Raw genomic sequence first — 13,201 nt, forward strand, 5'->3', positions numbered from 1 at the left:
AAACACTTTAAGTAGCATTTGAGTAGCATAAATCAAAAGTCTGGACACTCAGCCGAAACTGTCTCTGGGTGGCAATAATACTTTAAGACCGTAGCCACATCGTCGCCGATCCATAGTGCCACTTTGTCGGGCGTGATTCCAGAGGCAATCGCTAACGTAGCAAACGTATGTCTGCTGCTGTAGGGCTTCAGATACGGTATTTGTCCCATTTCCGCTAACTGCCTTACTATCCCCAGACCACAAGATGATTGTCTCCAGCAGTTGCCCAAAACATCTGAGTTCATGGGCAACCCAGCTTTAGAAATAAATATTAGACTATCTGCACTCGTGGCATTCTCTTTAAGTTGAATCAGTAACGATTGCAGCTTTGACCCCTGCTGACAAGGAAATATCCTACGCTTGCCGTTTTTAGTTCCTTTTTGAATGCCAAACAAATTCCGGGCTTTGTTTATTTTGATTCGCGTGCAGTCATTGTTAATGTCTGACCACCGCAGCGCGAATGCTTCCCCGTGTCTGCAACCAGTAAAAAATAGAAATTTTATTAGGGCTGTATAGTGACTGTATACGCGATCAATCTCAAAAGATTTAATGATTAAGTCTCTCTGCTCTACATTGAAGGATTTAAAATCATCATCTTTAAGAGATTTTCGCTTTGGTTTTTTAATCTGAATTTTTGCGAATGGGTTGACGGCAGTAATTTCTGATCTGATAGCCCAATCACAACAGCGATTGAGAAAGGCTAGTGTTTCCCAGGCTGAAAAGTGGCTATAGTTACACAAAAGCCAATCTCTGATTGTCGGAGCATCTTCTAGCCATTGACTAGGAAATTTTTTAATTCTGGCGGTTATCACCATGTACTTGTCTTTGATAGTCGTCTCTTCTAGTTGCCTCTCTTGGAAATCTGTAAATTTCTCCCAAAGGTCAGATATTGAGTGCTGAGTAATGATGGGTGGGTGCTGTTCTGGTGGTCGAGACTGATAGCGATTCAATGATGTGTCAAAGTGGTTAAGCACAATGTCATTTGCGATCGCGTCTCTCTTGCTCCTCACAATCTCCCGGTTGCGTTTGGTATCCTTCAGCCCAGTGCTGATAAAAAATTGCTTGGGGAATCCTTTGACCCAGAAACGAATAACCAGTTTCTTTGTCCGAGCGTCAGAGCTAATCCACTTGTCGTAAGTGTCCATTAGACGTGGGGTATGTCTTTGTGGTCAAAAAATCCCGTTAGCGCGGCTAGTGAATACCGCTTCTTGTCGGTTGCATAGCCGTAGATAACTTCTTTGATGACATCCGGTTGTCCGTCTAGCCGCGCCAAACAATCATTGCAGACAACAGCGACGGCACCATCGCTTGGCAAGCCACAGACCACGCAACCCCAGCCAGTGCCAGGCACGGGAGCAATCTTTTGCAACATGATCAGATTTCGCACTGTTGCCCCAGTGCAACCGCAGCCGCAACACGTCCCCAGGTCTAGCGCTTCTTCGTCATAATCTGGATCGTCTTCATCAAACGCCATAACATAATCGCAACGCGCACAGAAACAAACCCCGCTATCTCTGTCATACTGCCACTGGCTACAATTGCACTCTGGACAACAAAAATCTAATTCGATAAGTTTAACGCTCATTTTTTAAAAGGCTCCATAAGTCTGCCAGCAATCCCAGAAATAAAGCCGAGCGACACACCACACCAGACATAAGAAGGTCTGACAAACATAGTGGCAATACCAATAACACCAGACCAAAACAGACCTGTTGCTAATATCTTCAATCCTTTACCCTGTTCATGGCTGTTGAGGGCTTGGGCAATGATCCGCGAGTTCTCTAATGAGGTAGTAATTTTGAGAATATCCGCTTGGCATTCGCGCTCAATTCGTGCGATCGCATCTCGATCAGCCTTGACTGGAGACGTTGCCATTTTGACAAGCACCAAACTCAGTACTTCGTTACCATCCATTCCTCTGTCCCTCCTCTAAAATTTGCTGCAACAGACGTTCCGCTTCAGCCCACTGACGACCACCCATTTTGAGAACTTCCTCAATAACATGGGTTTTACCTTTGACTTCCAAAAGTGACTTAATCGCCAGATAAAAAGCTTTTTCCTGGGAAGTGGAAGTGGAAGTTTCACCTGTCCGATCTGCGCTCGGCTCCTTATATAAGTGTTCCAGGCTAGTAGTTAGTTCCTGCTTAACTTCCGGGGGGTAAGTCGGTGCATCGCTATAGATTTCATAGAGCGATCGTTCTTGCTGTTGGGTGTGCAGCGCAACTTCTGTTTGCTCTAGTTCCTGGTTCATCGCTGTTAGCGCTGCACGTCTGGCATCCTGCACAATCAGCCGCCGCGACTCCTGGACTAATTGAATTGATGCCACCAACGCCAGACTGTAGCTGATTCCCTTCCCGACTTGGGGTAACGGAGAAAGTGCAGCCAGCCAAAAAGCGGTTGCACTAGCCAGCAAACAGTTGGTTTTTAACCACCGAGAAGCCATGACAGCATTCCTCCCAAAAGAATCGAAACTGCGATCGCAATTAGCAAGGCATAATAATCTGGTTCAGATAACTTGAGAAACTGCCTCACCGCATCGTCGGTCAGCAGTGCAAGGACTAGCGCGACGCCAGACATAATGTAGACAACCCACATCACTCGGAATAAAGCTGGATGTAACGCCCCTAGCCAAGCCACAAAGCTAGAGGCGATACAGCCCAGGAGAAACCAAGCCCCCAGGTGTACCGCCTTTGCCATTAGTATTTTTCCTTGATTTTGGCTTTGAGTTCGTCAATTCGTTGTTGGGCTTTATTTTCGGCGCGGTCTAAACCAAAGCCTAGTTTTGCATACTCAGGTCGTAGCGTGTGTAAATGTCTTGCTGTTGAGGCATCGGAGCGTTTTTTAGTCAATTCCTGATCCGCAACTCCTTTAATATAGTTACGATGAGCAGTATGTACCTGTGCATCTGATTCTTCCAGCTTTTTGAGAGATTTGTAGGCGCGTTTAGCTTGACGCGCTTCTTCTCTCTTCAGGGCTGAAAATTGTTTGAGTGCATCAGCCTCTGCTTTGTTAAAGTACAGTGGTGTATGATTTACTGGTGCTGTCCTCACAGTCTCCCAGGTTCCCGCATTCACGGGATTTATCACATCTGGATCTGTTGGGGCAAGCACCCGATTTTTATCAATTCCGTGTCCTCCTGTGGAAAGGGATGATTCATTACTTTTGTTGCTGGACTTTGCAGTGCTGGTAATTCGTGCAAGGATTCCCATTGTTTATTATTCCTATCTACTATCTACAAACTTGGCTTTTGACTTTCTCAAGCTGCTGGCTTTGAGCTTTCATGTCACGCAGTTGCACTTGATCCGCGCTCTGGTAAGTGGAGATTGCACCCATGCTCAACCCCGCGACTAATGCAGCTGCAATCATCACTAAAAATGCAGTGAGGTTATTTCCTGCTGGCGTGGGTTCTGGTGCATCTGGGTAAAATTCGCCGGTGAATGGTATAACCTTACTACCAGGCTGTTGTTTAGTCTGTTTCATCTCCTCCCTCCAGGAATCTTGGTTGATATGTGGGCAAGAGTAGATGCTCTGTTCCGGCATTCAGTGCAGCCCGGACTGATGTTTGCACTATTTGGCGTTGTTCAGGCGTGGGATTGTCCCGCATCTGTTTAATGCGTTGCAATGTTCGCCCCGGCAACAGTCGCCAATATTCGTTAGCGAGTCGCTGTGCATCCTCTTCTAGCAGCGACTCAAGTAAATTGGGTGCGTCAGATTCTGCATCAATTTCTGCATCGTCATCTGTTGCAGTTTTCGATGCACGTCGGCTGTGCAACAGTTCAATCCCCGATTCAGTCCACAGTTTTTGTCCGTGTTCATCGCTGATAACGTGAACCTCGAACTGAAATACTTCAGGATATCGGCGTAACCAACTGCGAATTGTGCTTTCTGGGATGTTGGTTAATTTGGCGGCTTCAGGTGTGGTGTACAGGTTCTGCATTCTGCCCCCAACGAATTTGTGAAACCAGCGCTTCCATGATTCCTGCCTGGTCGGAAGGCGAAAGCTTATCGGTCATCTCTTTCGCAACAGCGTAAATTTCACCCCTGACACCTCCCTCTATCTGACATCCCAGGTTTGATGCCAAGATCATCAATATAGAAAGTTTTTCTCGCTTGCTAATTTTCTCAAATGCGCTGCCGTACTCTTCTTGTAACTTTTCTAAAAGTGAATCTTCATCTGGGGTGTAACTGGTGTAGTAGCCTAATGGCTTTGACATTGGTAAAATCTCCTTAACTATTAAGTTCACTTGAACGAAGGCGATCGCTTGTATTTAGGGCATCGCCTTTTTATTCCTCTGGCTGCGATCGCACTTTGATGGTGATCTGTTCCGCTAAGTCGAGCAGCCCGTCATCGTCAAGCCAATCGCACAGTCCAATGATCCACTCAGGGATGTCGTCAAAGCCGACTTCTTCGTGCTGACAGGTAACAGTGGTCTGTTCCCGCACTGCCAGAAAAACCAAACAATTTAAGCCCATAGCCTGGGTGCGGGTCAAGTTCCCGATTCTGGTGATGATGTCAACGGGTTTTATCTCTGTTATGTTGATCATTTAGTCTCCTGTTTATGTAGAGTACTATTGGCGATCGCTCGTGTCTGGGCATCGCCTTTTTGCTTTGAACCGCCAACCCCGCGACGCTACGACTTACGGGTAAAGACAGTGCGATCGCGCTTTATCCCTCTTCCTCCTCTTCTAGGTCTTCGCCGCTAATGACGATAGTTAGTCTGTTGTCTCCAGGGTTAAGGCTGACCAGAAAAAATTCTTGATCGTCTTCCAAATCCTCAAAAGCTATTACCGAGTCAGCCGGGAATGCTTGTAGTTTTTCAATCAATTCTTGAACCGTAAGTGTCATGTTGGTTGTCTCCTGAGAAGTTGTTAGCGGTCAGTTTCCCCTAGCAGGTCTTTGGTGTTTGCTCAGTGCTGGTAGGCTGCTATCTCTACCTGGTTTGGGATTGAAAAATCAGATACCGAGTTGTCAGTAAATACTCGAAGCGATTTTTCAAGACTTATACTTTGATTAGCCTTGCATCTGTCTACTATTAACTTTCTTACTTTTACTTAGGCGTTAGCTTCAGCAGGAGCAGCCAAGCTGTGAGGCAGCGCATCAAAGGATACGCCAATCAGCTGGCAGAAAGTTTGCCATTGGTTTCTAGTCATTGAAGGTTCCATCCCCTCATTCTCCCATCGTCTGAGAGTGGAGACAGCGATGCCAAGGTAGACAGCAAGCTGCTCCTGTGACAAACCTGCATTTTCTCTAAGCGCTTTTAACACTGATTTAGGTGGCAGATGTTGCCTTTTCTGGTCTACAGTCATAATATCATAGCAAGAGCTTAAATCGAGCGGTTTTAGAAACCTATTGATAAAAGCGCAACTCCATAAACAACATGAGCGGTGATGTTGACCGCTCATTCTCTAGAATCTCACAACAAATTAGAGACTGTGATGCCTATGGTTCAACAACCTGTTTATTGAAGTAAGAACTGACGTGTTCAACTGCGCCAATTAGTAAAACGAGTAAAAAATGTTATGACCGGACAAATAAGCAAAGCTAAATAAAAATACGGGTATCCTCCGATGCTTTTAGCTGGAGAATACCCGCATGGTGGACTGAGAACCAACTCAATTCACTATGGAAATCCTACTCACGATTGCTTTATTTATTGCATTCTTCTTTCTGCTTAGACAAGAGAAGGCTTTGGGGAAATATGCACAATCTACAACACTGTTTACACGGTCTGTAGACCAATACCAGGAAGCGGTAGAAGGCTACCAGGAAGCTATAGCCAAGTACCAGCAAGCTATAGAGCTTTTTGAAAAAGACTTAGCAGAGTGCGAATTGCTACTCAAGGAACACGGTATAGATAAATCAAAACCAAAAGCTGAACCTACCCAACAACTAACGCCCCCACCTCCACCCCAATTCACATTGCCAGAATTGAAAGCAACGGGAAGACAGCCTAGCAAGCCAAAAGGAGTACTCAAGAATAGTCCAATGTACAAAGAATTCCTTAATTTACTCAATGGCAACGAAGAAACTGCCAATCGCTTGATTACACGTCAGCAGCAGTTAAACCCAGGCAGATTGGATAACTGGATTTTAGAAAAAGTTATTGGCGATTTAAAACGTGATCGACGTGCTTAATTAACCCAATCGATCGCACTTCTTACTTCTAGTGCGATCGCTCAACTCCTAACTCCCAACCAACGCCCAATGACTAATGACCAAAGAACCAACATACCCAAAATTCCGTGACCTAATGAACCAGACAAGCGAACAAATGCAGCGATTGGGCTGGACAACAGAACAAGGGATTGAGCATTTGACGAAATATTACGGAGTGCGATCGCGCCTTCTGCTGACTGAAGAGGAGCTAGACAATTTCCTGCTTTACCTGCAACTCACCGATTCCCCAACACCTAAAAGCCAATGACTACAGAAGAACAGATAAAAGCAGCGATCGTGGTTTATGCAGACAGAATAGCGATCGCGTCCCCAGAATTGAACAATGCTACAGAGCTTGCCTGCTACAAGCTGCACGAATTCGTAGACTACATCGAGACCCTAGATCCAAAGTTAGAACGTCATCAGGCGATCGTTATGGCATCAGCAATTTTAGAGTCCTTACCTGCATTGCTTCAATCAGACCTAGAGTGCATTGCTGGGATTAAAGCCGAATGTGAAGCACTGAGGAGTTATCGGCAATGACCGACGAAATTAGAGTAACTATCTACCGTTCCACGCGAATACCGAATATTTACCGCCCACCCCTCGGACTACCTCTCAACTGGCGAGACGAAACATCAGGAGAATTGCCCCGTGCAGTTTTCAAATACTTTAGTTCCCACCACTTGACCACAGAGGAAATCAACCTCGTAGCTGAATACTGCCAGCATTACATCAACGCCCCTTGCTGGGATGCCGGAGGATTTCCGGGTGAACTAACAGCCCTGCGGCAATCAGCTGCTTCACTTTCTAGTGTTAGCGAGATTAGTCACTGGATTAATGCCTGCCTCGAAATTGCGATCGATCCGTTTTAACAAGAAAATGACCCCAGCTATTAACTAGAGCCAAAAAGGATTAATGTATGAAAAATTACTTTCAAAAGAAGATTAGGGAATCTTCTCTTTCTGCCAATCAGTTTAACATTAATTGGGGGATAGAACAATGATTTTATCTACCCTTAGTGTTGTCAACGGCATGTTAGAGCGCCACTGGAAAGAGTTTAAATCTAGTGCTATTTCTGATACATTAATCAACCTTAACTTCCGAACAATCGAAGACTCTAGAGAACTCGATAGAGTCCTAAATCGAAATACAAAAAGCCGCCGCAAGCATTCTGACCAGCTAGTACCTGCGTGGTGTGTTTCTGGAATTGACCCTTTGACTGGAGAGAACACACTAGAAGGCGTTCAAGTAAAACCAGATACATCCCCATCCGATAAAAAAGGTAAACTTCAAAAATACATAGGTGCGACTGGAGCGAATACAGCACCATTGTTTTTAAACCCAGGTATAGAGGACTTCTGGAAATTAATCCTAGAAGATAAAACCTTACCCATTTTTATAACCGAAGGTGCTAAAAAAGCAGCAGCAGGGCTAACCCTGGGTATTCCTACTATCAGTCTCCCTGGTGTTGCTACATGTAGAAAAAACGGCAGATTACATTACTGGCTAGAAGCATTTGCGGGATTTGGCCGCACTTTTTACTTAGTTTTTGACGCGGACATCATCCAAAAACGCCCAGTTCAATATGCACTATTATCGCTAGCTCGTGATTTATGCGCGACTGGCTCCAAGGTAATGATTGTCACCCTACCCTCTCTTGATCTAAAGGGAATGGATGATTTTATTGCTGCCAAAGGTGGCGATGAATTTAAAAAGCTAATTGATGAAGCCTCCACTATCGAAGAATGGAAAAAAGAACTAGATGAGAAGCGAAAGGCTCAAGAAATTGAATTCGACGATGAAGAGAGAAAATCTAGGATGTCTCGCGCCCATAAAATAATCAGCCAAGGATGGGGTGATTCTATTCGATTAAATACACTCAAAAAATATGTTGAGCAAGACAATTATCGAATGGACTTAGACCTATTAAAACTCTACATCGCACTAGAATTCGACATAGATATCTCAAAAGACGATGCTCACTCAATAGTTATGTCAATTGCTAAGAAAAGCGCTTACAACCCAGTAGTAGAATATCTCGACGACCTTGAAGCGAGATTTGCTAGTCCAGATTTATCAATTTTGGACAATCTAGCCTTCAGATACTTTGGCACTAATGACCCTTTACACAACACTTACATCAAAAAATCTCTCATTGCCGCAGTTTCCAGAGCCAGACGACCAGGCGAAAAAGCGGAAGATATTTGTGTCTTAGTTGGCGAACAGGGACTAAGAAAAAGCACTTTCTGGAAAGAACTGTTTGGCGCGGACTGGTTTACAGACGAACTGAGTGACAGCAACGAAAAGGATGAATTAATGAAGCTTCACTACTTCTGGGGAATTGAACTGGCAGAAATCGAACACATATATAAGAAGAAAGACGTTAGCTCGTTCAAGAAATTTTTGAGCAATACCGTTGATCCATTTCGCATCCCCTACGACCGAGAAATCAAAGAGCATCCTAGAGCTTGCCTACTGGTTGCGACATCAAACGAGCAAGAATTGCTTAATGACCCCACAGGCAGCCGCCGATTTTTCGTCGTCCCAGTCCTTAAAGAAATTCCGATCGAAGAATTAATCCGCGAACGAGATTTAATTTGGGCTGCGGCCAACCATCTTTACCAAATGGGGCATCAGTGGTGGCTAACTCGCGCAGAGTCTGCCCTGCAAGCCGAAGCCAACAAAGATTACCAAACCTCCGATCCGTGGGAAGAAAAAGTATTGTCATTCATCCGGGGGCGTGACTGGGTAACAACCCACGATATTTTATTTACCGCGTTGGGTATAGAAACAGGTCGTCAAGACATCATGTCCCAGAAAAGGGTAGCAGCAATTATGAAGATCAATGGCTGGCACAAACAGAGAAGGTGGGTAGATGGTCATGCATTACAAACTTGGATCAGAAAAGTTGTGAAAACAAGTGGATCATGTGGATCATGTGGATCAAAGCAGTCAGAGCAAGGCTTTGAGTGTGATCCACATACACAAACCTATGTGGATCATGTGGATCACCCAGACCATTATCAGTCTAAAACAGCACAGCTACCTGTTGTTAATACGAGTGAAACAAATGTTAACGGGTGTACAGAGTTACATTTTTCTGTCAGTGATCCACATGATCCACAGATTTTGTCAAATTTTTCAGATCATGTGGATCACTCAGACCATTATCAGTCTAAAACAGCACAGCTACCTGTTGTTAATACGAGTAAGCCAAATATTAACGGGTGTAAAGAGTTACATTTTTCTGTCATTGATCCACATGATCCACATACAGAAACCTATGTGGATCATCCAGAACCCAGTGATAGCAAGAATGATCCAGATGATCCACATGATCCACATACTTTTCAAACTTTTCATGAAAAAAATAGTGTGCAACATGAACCAACCCCAAAACCTAATACCATTAGTTCCAAAAAGGATTTTAATTTCTGGCTAATAGACCCCACGGTTCTTACTCTTCATATCAAGAGCCACCTTGGGGACATAGTATGCACTGCCAAGCCAGAAGCAAGGATTTTGAATAAAGCTAAGACCCTTGTTGGGTATGAATGCTCTGTCAAATGGCTTTTCCCTACTGGAGAGCAAGGCACGATTAACGGAGTCGCACTCATTCAAGAACGCCTTTTTGAAGAATGTGCGAAGAAAATAGCTAAGGAATGGCTCGAAAAACAGGAGCCGTGGCAGCCTCAAGTAAATAGAGATGCTATTTATGGTGGAGAACTGGTTAAAATCGTCGGACGCTGGCAGGGCAAATGGCAGGTTGAATCATCTTCTGGGCGCTTCCAGTACGTTCGAGCGAATCAGCTAAGTCAGCCAAAAAGTACCTGAATAAAACGCGATCGCCTTCTAAGCACGTAGGCGATCGCGTAAAAGAAAATTTTTAAGGAAACCCCAGGATATTCGCTTTCTTGGGGATAGGCAATTGCGATCCATCCGTGGATCGTGTCAGTAATATTGCTGTAGCTGTTTTTTAAATAAAGCTACAAACATGGTGAAATCCCCAACTTTCACAGATTATGGATATTTCAAATACTGCTTTACCGGATTATGTGTGTCTTGATGATGTTGCAGCGAATCATCCTGAACCCAAGCTATTAATTGCCTCTCAAGCGAATGCTAATCAAGCGCTAGACGATTCCGATCGAGAAATTCAAAGACTGTTGAATAACCTAAATAATTTATTTTGGGCAGGAAGTAACTTGTTTGATGGGCGATGACAAGCCGCACGATGGAAGCGATCGCCTTTTTCTTTCGTAAAATTATCTACTTTAGGAAATCTTGACAAAAATTAACAACTAAACAATTAAGTATATATGCGGTTTGTTAATAAACAGATTTCTGGATCAAGTTCCTGTTTTATCCCCATAACGCGGTTAAACAGGTACACCCTCTCAATAGTTACAACAGGACTATCCCCGCATTCTTGGTATGACAAGGATTCTACTAAGCAAATTCACTTCCGCATTTACATAAAAGTGGCATATTTACACAATTCTGATTAAGTCATACAACGGATTTATTCACTTAGGGAATCCGTTGCATGGCAGAACCATCTTTAGCTCAAATTTTTGGAGTAACCGCCACTCAAAATAGTACGTCAGTCACAATTACCAAAGCTGACCTTAGTAGCGCTGGATTCACACCTTCAAGCAGCAACACAGCCGAAAGTATTTTGGCTGCAATTGTGGCATTTGCCCAAACTAATTTAACTAGTGCAAATCAAGCGTCTAATACAGATCAGTCGATTGTCATCACCGATAGCAACGATACCCTAGTAAGTCGTTCTAGCGTCTTATATCGCCGCAAAACAAAGATTATTGCATTTGATAAACCCGATACTAGTTCCGCTTTTGATCCTAATGCCTACTAATATCGCCATTGAGAAATTTTTTGGAGATGGGGTTTATCAAGATGAAAAAATTTTGATAATCCAAAAATCAAGCTTGTCTATTGCTCCATCAGCTAATAATACAGCAGAAAGTTTGCTCGGAGCAATTTTATTTCTAGCATCACAAGCGACCAAAGCTCAAATCACTGCTAATTCTCAAGGAATAACTATCAATGAGAAACCATTGATTATAAACAATAACTTTGCCCATTCTGTAACCGCAGAGTTATGGGATGAGGTGTTGTTCCCCACAAACAAAATTAGGCATACTTTTTTACTTTACTCATGGTCACTATATGGAAATTAAAGATATTACCATTAGCCAAACTACAGCTAAAGATACAGATTACTTGGTATTACAAGATCCAGATTCAGGCTTGACTTATAAAATCACCAAGGCTAACTTGCTTGCAAGTTCATCTAATGGAAATAATAGCAGTAATCAGCATTCTCTTACTTTTGCAAACAACGGTGATTCTAATGGATTATTTTATTATTTAGGTACGAATAAAGGTTTGAGTGTATGGTCAAATCCTGCGGGAAATATTTTAACTGTAGTAGCTAGTTCTACTGAATCAGGAAATGCAATCTCTTTAGTCGATAGACAAAATAGCGAGTGGTTCTCTCATCCAGTAGCAAATAGTTGGGTTAGTTTTGGGCTTGTATCTGGAAAATTACTTTGTAATTATTATTCAATTTGTTCTAGAGCTAACAATACAGATTATTATCCAAGGAATTGGGCATTACAAGGCAGTAATGATAATACTACATGGATTGATTTAGATGTTCAAATCAATAATCAATCATTAAATTCTGTCTCGCAATGGTTGTCATTACCTGTCAATTCAAATACATCATATTCAAATTTTCGGCTTCTTCAAAATGGACTAGATTCTTCAAATGCTGATTATTTTTGTTTAGGTGAAGTCGAGCTTTATGGATTGTATTTTAGTTAAAAATCTAAATGTATTGTAAATCAGAAGATGGTACTGCTGTTATTACTTGGCAGTACCCTGAAGATCCTCCAAAAAACTTTACTTCTAATATTACCCCTATCGACGTAGTTATTAGCCATGAAAGTGTTGATAATCTTGGTATTTGGTCGATGATTACCTCCGATGATTTTACAGCCAATTATCCTGTTTCTTATAGGGGAACAGATTTAGAATCACCAATAGTAAACGGTCGGACAATTACAACCGCAAATACAAATAGGTTGATTTCTTCAGATAGTAATATGTCAGCGGGCAATGTTCAATTAAGAAATATCGTTTTTACTCCTAATACGCAATTAGGATACAGAATCAAAATACTTGATCCTACTGGTAAAATACTTTTTCAAGATTTTAAAGTAAGTACAGTACCACCTACCTATTTTGTAGCTTGCGGAAATGCTTGTCCAAATGGCTATTGCAAAATTGATTGTGAAGTCTACCCCGGTTACTGTTGCATAAATGAAGCAGAAATTAAAAGTTTAAGTAATCAATTGAATTCTTAACTATGGCTAGCTGTACCGATATTGAAAGTTTATTGTCTGAATTAGTTAATGATGTCAATGCTTTGAAATCAAAAAACAGCGATGATTGCTGTATTCGACTTGAGGATGAAATATCTGCTTTAAAAAGTCAGCTAGCAGATGTGTATCGTCAATTAGCCCAAGATGAAATTCAGATTGGCAATATTGAAACTGAACTGCATGATTTAGAAGCAAAGTTAATCGCTTTTGGGGCTGGAATTGCTGCGTTAATAGCAATAGTTGCAGCCCCCCTAATTGCAACGGCTGTTGAGGGTGTATTTGCAGCGATAGCAACTCTAGGAGCAGAAGTTGTAGCAGCAACAGCAACTATTGAAGCTGAAATTGTGGTTTTAGAAGCTGAAATAGTAAGCATAGGAGCAACAGCCGGATCAGCATTAGCATTGGCAGGTACCGCCGAAGGTACAGCCGGATCAGCATTAGCATTGGCAGGTACCGCCGAAGGTACAGCCGGAACAGCATTAGCATTGGCAGGTACCGCCGAAGGTACAGCTGGAACAGCATTAGCAACCGCGACTTCAGCATTACAACTTGGAACTGTAGCAGAAGGAGAAGCAGTAGCAGCAGCAGCCGC

23 protein-coding genes are annotated in these 13,201 nt (G+C 42.9%); 11 read left to right on the forward strand and 12 right to left on the reverse strand.

Annotated elements, in window-relative coordinates:
- Nucleotides 1-32: 32 nt before the first annotated feature.
- The 12 genes from V7K73_RS22795 to V7K73_RS22850 form a co-directional block, all read right to left on the reverse strand.
- On the reverse strand, nucleotides 33-1,184 hold the full coding sequence (locus V7K73_RS22795; protein WP_334883288.1) for a tyrosine-type recombinase/integrase: 1,152 nt from the start codon (nucleotides 1,182-1,184) through the stop codon (nucleotides 33-35).
- The gene (locus V7K73_RS22800) at nucleotides 1,184-1,624 is read right to left on the reverse strand and encodes a hypothetical protein (protein WP_334883290.1); all 441 of its coding nucleotides are present in this window, start codon (nucleotides 1,622-1,624) and stop codon (nucleotides 1,184-1,186) included. Before V7K73_RS22800 ends, V7K73_RS22795 begins: the two co-directional genes overlap by 1 nt.
- A complete protein-coding gene (locus tag V7K73_RS22805; RefSeq protein ID WP_334883292.1) occupies nucleotides 1,621-1,953 on the reverse strand; it encodes a hypothetical protein in 333 nt (110 codons plus the stop codon). The genes V7K73_RS22800 and V7K73_RS22805 overlap by 4 nt, the downstream gene beginning before the upstream one ends.
- Nucleotides 1,943-2,482, reverse strand: coding sequence for a hypothetical protein (locus V7K73_RS22810; RefSeq protein ID WP_334883294.1), 540 nt, complete (start codon nucleotides 2,480-2,482; stop codon nucleotides 1,943-1,945). The genes V7K73_RS22805 and V7K73_RS22810 overlap by 11 nt, the downstream gene beginning before the upstream one ends.
- On the reverse strand, nucleotides 2,464-2,736 hold the full coding sequence (locus tag V7K73_RS22815; protein WP_334883296.1) for a hypothetical protein: 273 nt from the start codon (nucleotides 2,734-2,736) through the stop codon (nucleotides 2,464-2,466). The genes V7K73_RS22810 and V7K73_RS22815 overlap by 19 nt, the downstream gene beginning before the upstream one ends.
- Nucleotides 2,736-3,248, reverse strand: coding sequence for a hypothetical protein (locus V7K73_RS22820; RefSeq protein ID WP_334883298.1), 513 nt, complete (start codon nucleotides 3,246-3,248; stop codon nucleotides 2,736-2,738). The genes V7K73_RS22815 and V7K73_RS22820 overlap by 1 nt, the downstream gene beginning before the upstream one ends.
- 19 nt (nucleotides 3,249-3,267) lie before the next feature.
- A complete protein-coding gene (locus V7K73_RS22825) occupies nucleotides 3,268-3,519 on the reverse strand; it encodes a hypothetical protein (protein ID WP_334883300.1) in 252 nt (83 codons plus the stop codon).
- Complete coding sequence (locus tag V7K73_RS22830) at nucleotides 3,506-3,976, reverse strand: hypothetical protein (RefSeq protein ID WP_334883302.1); 471 nt, start codon at nucleotides 3,974-3,976, stop codon at nucleotides 3,506-3,508. Before V7K73_RS22830 ends, V7K73_RS22825 begins: the two co-directional genes overlap by 14 nt.
- Entirely contained in the window at nucleotides 3,951-4,253 is a 303-nt protein-coding gene (locus V7K73_RS22835; protein WP_334883304.1) for a hypothetical protein, read from the reverse strand. The genes V7K73_RS22830 and V7K73_RS22835 overlap by 26 nt, the downstream gene beginning before the upstream one ends.
- Nucleotides 4,254-4,323: 70 nt before the next feature.
- Nucleotides 4,324-4,584 carry a hypothetical protein gene (locus V7K73_RS22840; RefSeq protein WP_334883306.1) on the reverse strand — a complete coding sequence of 87 codons (261 nt, stop codon included), beginning with the start codon at nucleotides 4,582-4,584 and terminating at the stop codon, nucleotides 4,324-4,326.
- A 121-nt stretch (nucleotides 4,585-4,705) separates the two neighbouring features.
- Nucleotides 4,706-4,885: a hypothetical protein gene (locus V7K73_RS22845; protein WP_334883308.1), complete on the reverse strand. Its 180-nt coding sequence runs from the start codon at nucleotides 4,883-4,885 to the stop codon at nucleotides 4,706-4,708.
- A 206-nt stretch (nucleotides 4,886-5,091) separates the two neighbouring features.
- Nucleotides 5,092-5,346 (reverse strand): helix-turn-helix domain-containing protein, encoded by a 255-nt coding sequence (locus V7K73_RS22850; RefSeq protein WP_334883309.1) that lies wholly within the window; start codon nucleotides 5,344-5,346, stop codon nucleotides 5,092-5,094.
- A gap of 316 nt (nucleotides 5,347-5,662) precedes the next feature.
- On the opposite strand from V7K73_RS22850, the gene V7K73_RS22855 reads away from it, so the two are divergent.
- The 11 genes from V7K73_RS22855 to V7K73_RS22905 form a co-directional block, all read left to right on the forward strand.
- Entirely contained in the window at nucleotides 5,663-6,175 is a 513-nt protein-coding gene (locus tag V7K73_RS22855) for a hypothetical protein (protein ID WP_334883310.1), read from the forward strand.
- A gap of 76 nt (nucleotides 6,176-6,251) precedes the next feature.
- A complete protein-coding gene (locus V7K73_RS22860) occupies nucleotides 6,252-6,464 on the forward strand; it encodes a hypothetical protein (RefSeq protein WP_334883312.1) in 213 nt (70 codons plus the stop codon).
- Nucleotides 6,461-6,739, forward strand: a complete 279-nt coding sequence (locus tag V7K73_RS22865; RefSeq protein WP_334883314.1) for a hypothetical protein — start codon at nucleotides 6,461-6,463, stop codon at nucleotides 6,737-6,739. The genes V7K73_RS22860 and V7K73_RS22865 overlap by 4 nt, the downstream gene beginning before the upstream one ends.
- A complete protein-coding gene (locus V7K73_RS22870; protein WP_334883316.1) occupies nucleotides 6,736-7,071 on the forward strand; it encodes a hypothetical protein in 336 nt (111 codons plus the stop codon). Before V7K73_RS22865 ends, V7K73_RS22870 begins: the two co-directional genes overlap by 4 nt.
- A gap of 127 nt (nucleotides 7,072-7,198) precedes the next feature.
- Nucleotides 7,199-10,033 (forward strand): VapE domain-containing protein, encoded by a 2,835-nt coding sequence (locus V7K73_RS22875; protein WP_334883318.1) that lies wholly within the window; start codon nucleotides 7,199-7,201, stop codon nucleotides 10,031-10,033.
- A gap of 188 nt (nucleotides 10,034-10,221) precedes the next feature.
- Nucleotides 10,222-10,422: a hypothetical protein gene (locus V7K73_RS22880; protein ID WP_334883319.1), complete on the forward strand. Its 201-nt coding sequence runs from the start codon at nucleotides 10,222-10,224 to the stop codon at nucleotides 10,420-10,422.
- Nucleotides 10,423-10,745: 323 nt separating this feature from the next.
- Complete coding sequence (locus V7K73_RS22885; protein ID WP_334883321.1) at nucleotides 10,746-11,075, forward strand: hypothetical protein; 330 nt, start codon at nucleotides 10,746-10,748, stop codon at nucleotides 11,073-11,075.
- On the forward strand, nucleotides 11,065-11,400 hold the full coding sequence (locus V7K73_RS22890; protein WP_334883322.1) for a hypothetical protein: 336 nt from the start codon (nucleotides 11,065-11,067) through the stop codon (nucleotides 11,398-11,400). The genes V7K73_RS22885 and V7K73_RS22890 overlap by 11 nt, the downstream gene beginning before the upstream one ends.
- The gene (locus V7K73_RS22895) at nucleotides 11,390-12,049 is read left to right on the forward strand and encodes a hypothetical protein (protein ID WP_334883324.1); all 660 of its coding nucleotides are present in this window, start codon (nucleotides 11,390-11,392) and stop codon (nucleotides 12,047-12,049) included. The genes V7K73_RS22890 and V7K73_RS22895 overlap by 11 nt, the downstream gene beginning before the upstream one ends.
- 8 nt (nucleotides 12,050-12,057) lie before the next feature.
- On the forward strand, nucleotides 12,058-12,591 hold the full coding sequence (locus V7K73_RS22900; RefSeq protein ID WP_334883326.1) for a hypothetical protein: 534 nt from the start codon (nucleotides 12,058-12,060) through the stop codon (nucleotides 12,589-12,591).
- Nucleotides 12,592-12,593: 2 nt separating this feature from the next.
- Nucleotides 12,594-13,201: hypothetical protein (locus V7K73_RS22905; protein ID WP_334883327.1), on the forward strand; the 608-nt coding region annotated here is incomplete at its 3' end.

Origin of the sequence: Nostoc sp., assembly GCF_036916975.1 — a bacterium.
Taxonomy (GTDB): Bacteria; Cyanobacteriota; Cyanobacteriia; order Cyanobacteriales; family Nostocaceae; genus Nostoc.

What these genes read in the sequence shown, in the direction of transcription:
- V7K73_RS22815 (WP_334883296.1), bottom strand. Translation starts at nt 2,736, where the DNA reads ATGGCAAAGGCGGTACACCTGGGGGCTTGGTTTCTCCTGGGCTGTATC.
- V7K73_RS22795 (WP_334883288.1), bottom strand. Translation starts at nt 1,184, where the DNA reads ATGGACACTTACGACAAGTGGATTAGCTCTGACGCTCGGACAAAGAAA.
- V7K73_RS22860 (WP_334883312.1), top strand. Translation starts at nt 6,252, where the DNA reads ATGACCAAAGAACCAACATACCCAAAATTCCGTGACCTAATGAACCAG.
- V7K73_RS22885 (WP_334883321.1), top strand. Translation starts at nt 10,746, where the DNA reads ATGGCAGAACCATCTTTAGCTCAAATTTTTGGAGTAACCGCCACTCAA.
- V7K73_RS22870 (WP_334883316.1), top strand. Translation starts at nt 6,736, where the DNA reads ATGACCGACGAAATTAGAGTAACTATCTACCGTTCCACGCGAATACCG.
- V7K73_RS22880 (WP_334883319.1), top strand. Translation starts at nt 10,222, where the DNA reads ATGGATATTTCAAATACTGCTTTACCGGATTATGTGTGTCTTGATGAT.
- V7K73_RS22820 (WP_334883298.1), bottom strand. Translation starts at nt 3,248, where the DNA reads ATGGGAATCCTTGCACGAATTACCAGCACTGCAAAGTCCAGCAACAAA.
- V7K73_RS22895 (WP_334883324.1), top strand. Translation starts at nt 11,390, where the DNA reads ATGGAAATTAAAGATATTACCATTAGCCAAACTACAGCTAAAGATACA.
- V7K73_RS22805 (WP_334883292.1), bottom strand. Translation starts at nt 1,953, where the DNA reads ATGGATGGTAACGAAGTACTGAGTTTGGTGCTTGTCAAAATGGCAACG.
- V7K73_RS22855 (WP_334883310.1), top strand. Translation starts at nt 5,663, where the DNA reads ATGGAAATCCTACTCACGATTGCTTTATTTATTGCATTCTTCTTTCTG.
- V7K73_RS22830 (WP_334883302.1), bottom strand. Translation starts at nt 3,976, where the DNA reads ATGCAGAACCTGTACACCACACCTGAAGCCGCCAAATTAACCAACATC.
- V7K73_RS22810 (WP_334883294.1), bottom strand. Translation starts at nt 2,482, where the DNA reads ATGGCTTCTCGGTGGTTAAAAACCAACTGTTTGCTGGCTAGTGCAACC.
- V7K73_RS22825 (WP_334883300.1), bottom strand. Translation starts at nt 3,519, where the DNA reads ATGAAACAGACTAAACAACAGCCTGGTAGTAAGGTTATACCATTCACC.
- V7K73_RS22840 (WP_334883306.1), bottom strand. Translation starts at nt 4,584, where the DNA reads ATGATCAACATAACAGAGATAAAACCCGTTGACATCATCACCAGAATC.
- V7K73_RS22865 (WP_334883314.1), top strand. Translation starts at nt 6,461, where the DNA reads ATGACTACAGAAGAACAGATAAAAGCAGCGATCGTGGTTTATGCAGAC.
- V7K73_RS22835 (WP_334883304.1), bottom strand. Translation starts at nt 4,253, where the DNA reads ATGTCAAAGCCATTAGGCTACTACACCAGTTACACCCCAGATGAAGAT.
- V7K73_RS22800 (WP_334883290.1), bottom strand. Translation starts at nt 1,624, where the DNA reads ATGAGCGTTAAACTTATCGAATTAGATTTTTGTTGTCCAGAGTGCAAT.
- V7K73_RS22850 (WP_334883309.1), bottom strand. Translation starts at nt 5,346, where the DNA reads ATGACTGTAGACCAGAAAAGGCAACATCTGCCACCTAAATCAGTGTTA.
- V7K73_RS22875 (WP_334883318.1), top strand. Translation starts at nt 7,199, where the DNA reads ATGATTTTATCTACCCTTAGTGTTGTCAACGGCATGTTAGAGCGCCAC.
- V7K73_RS22845 (WP_334883308.1), bottom strand. Translation starts at nt 4,885, where the DNA reads ATGACACTTACGGTTCAAGAATTGATTGAAAAACTACAAGCATTCCCG.
- V7K73_RS22890 (WP_334883322.1), top strand. Translation starts at nt 11,065, where the DNA reads ATGCCTACTAATATCGCCATTGAGAAATTTTTTGGAGATGGGGTTTAT.
- V7K73_RS22900 (WP_334883326.1), top strand. Translation starts at nt 12,058, where the DNA reads ATGTATTGTAAATCAGAAGATGGTACTGCTGTTATTACTTGGCAGTAC.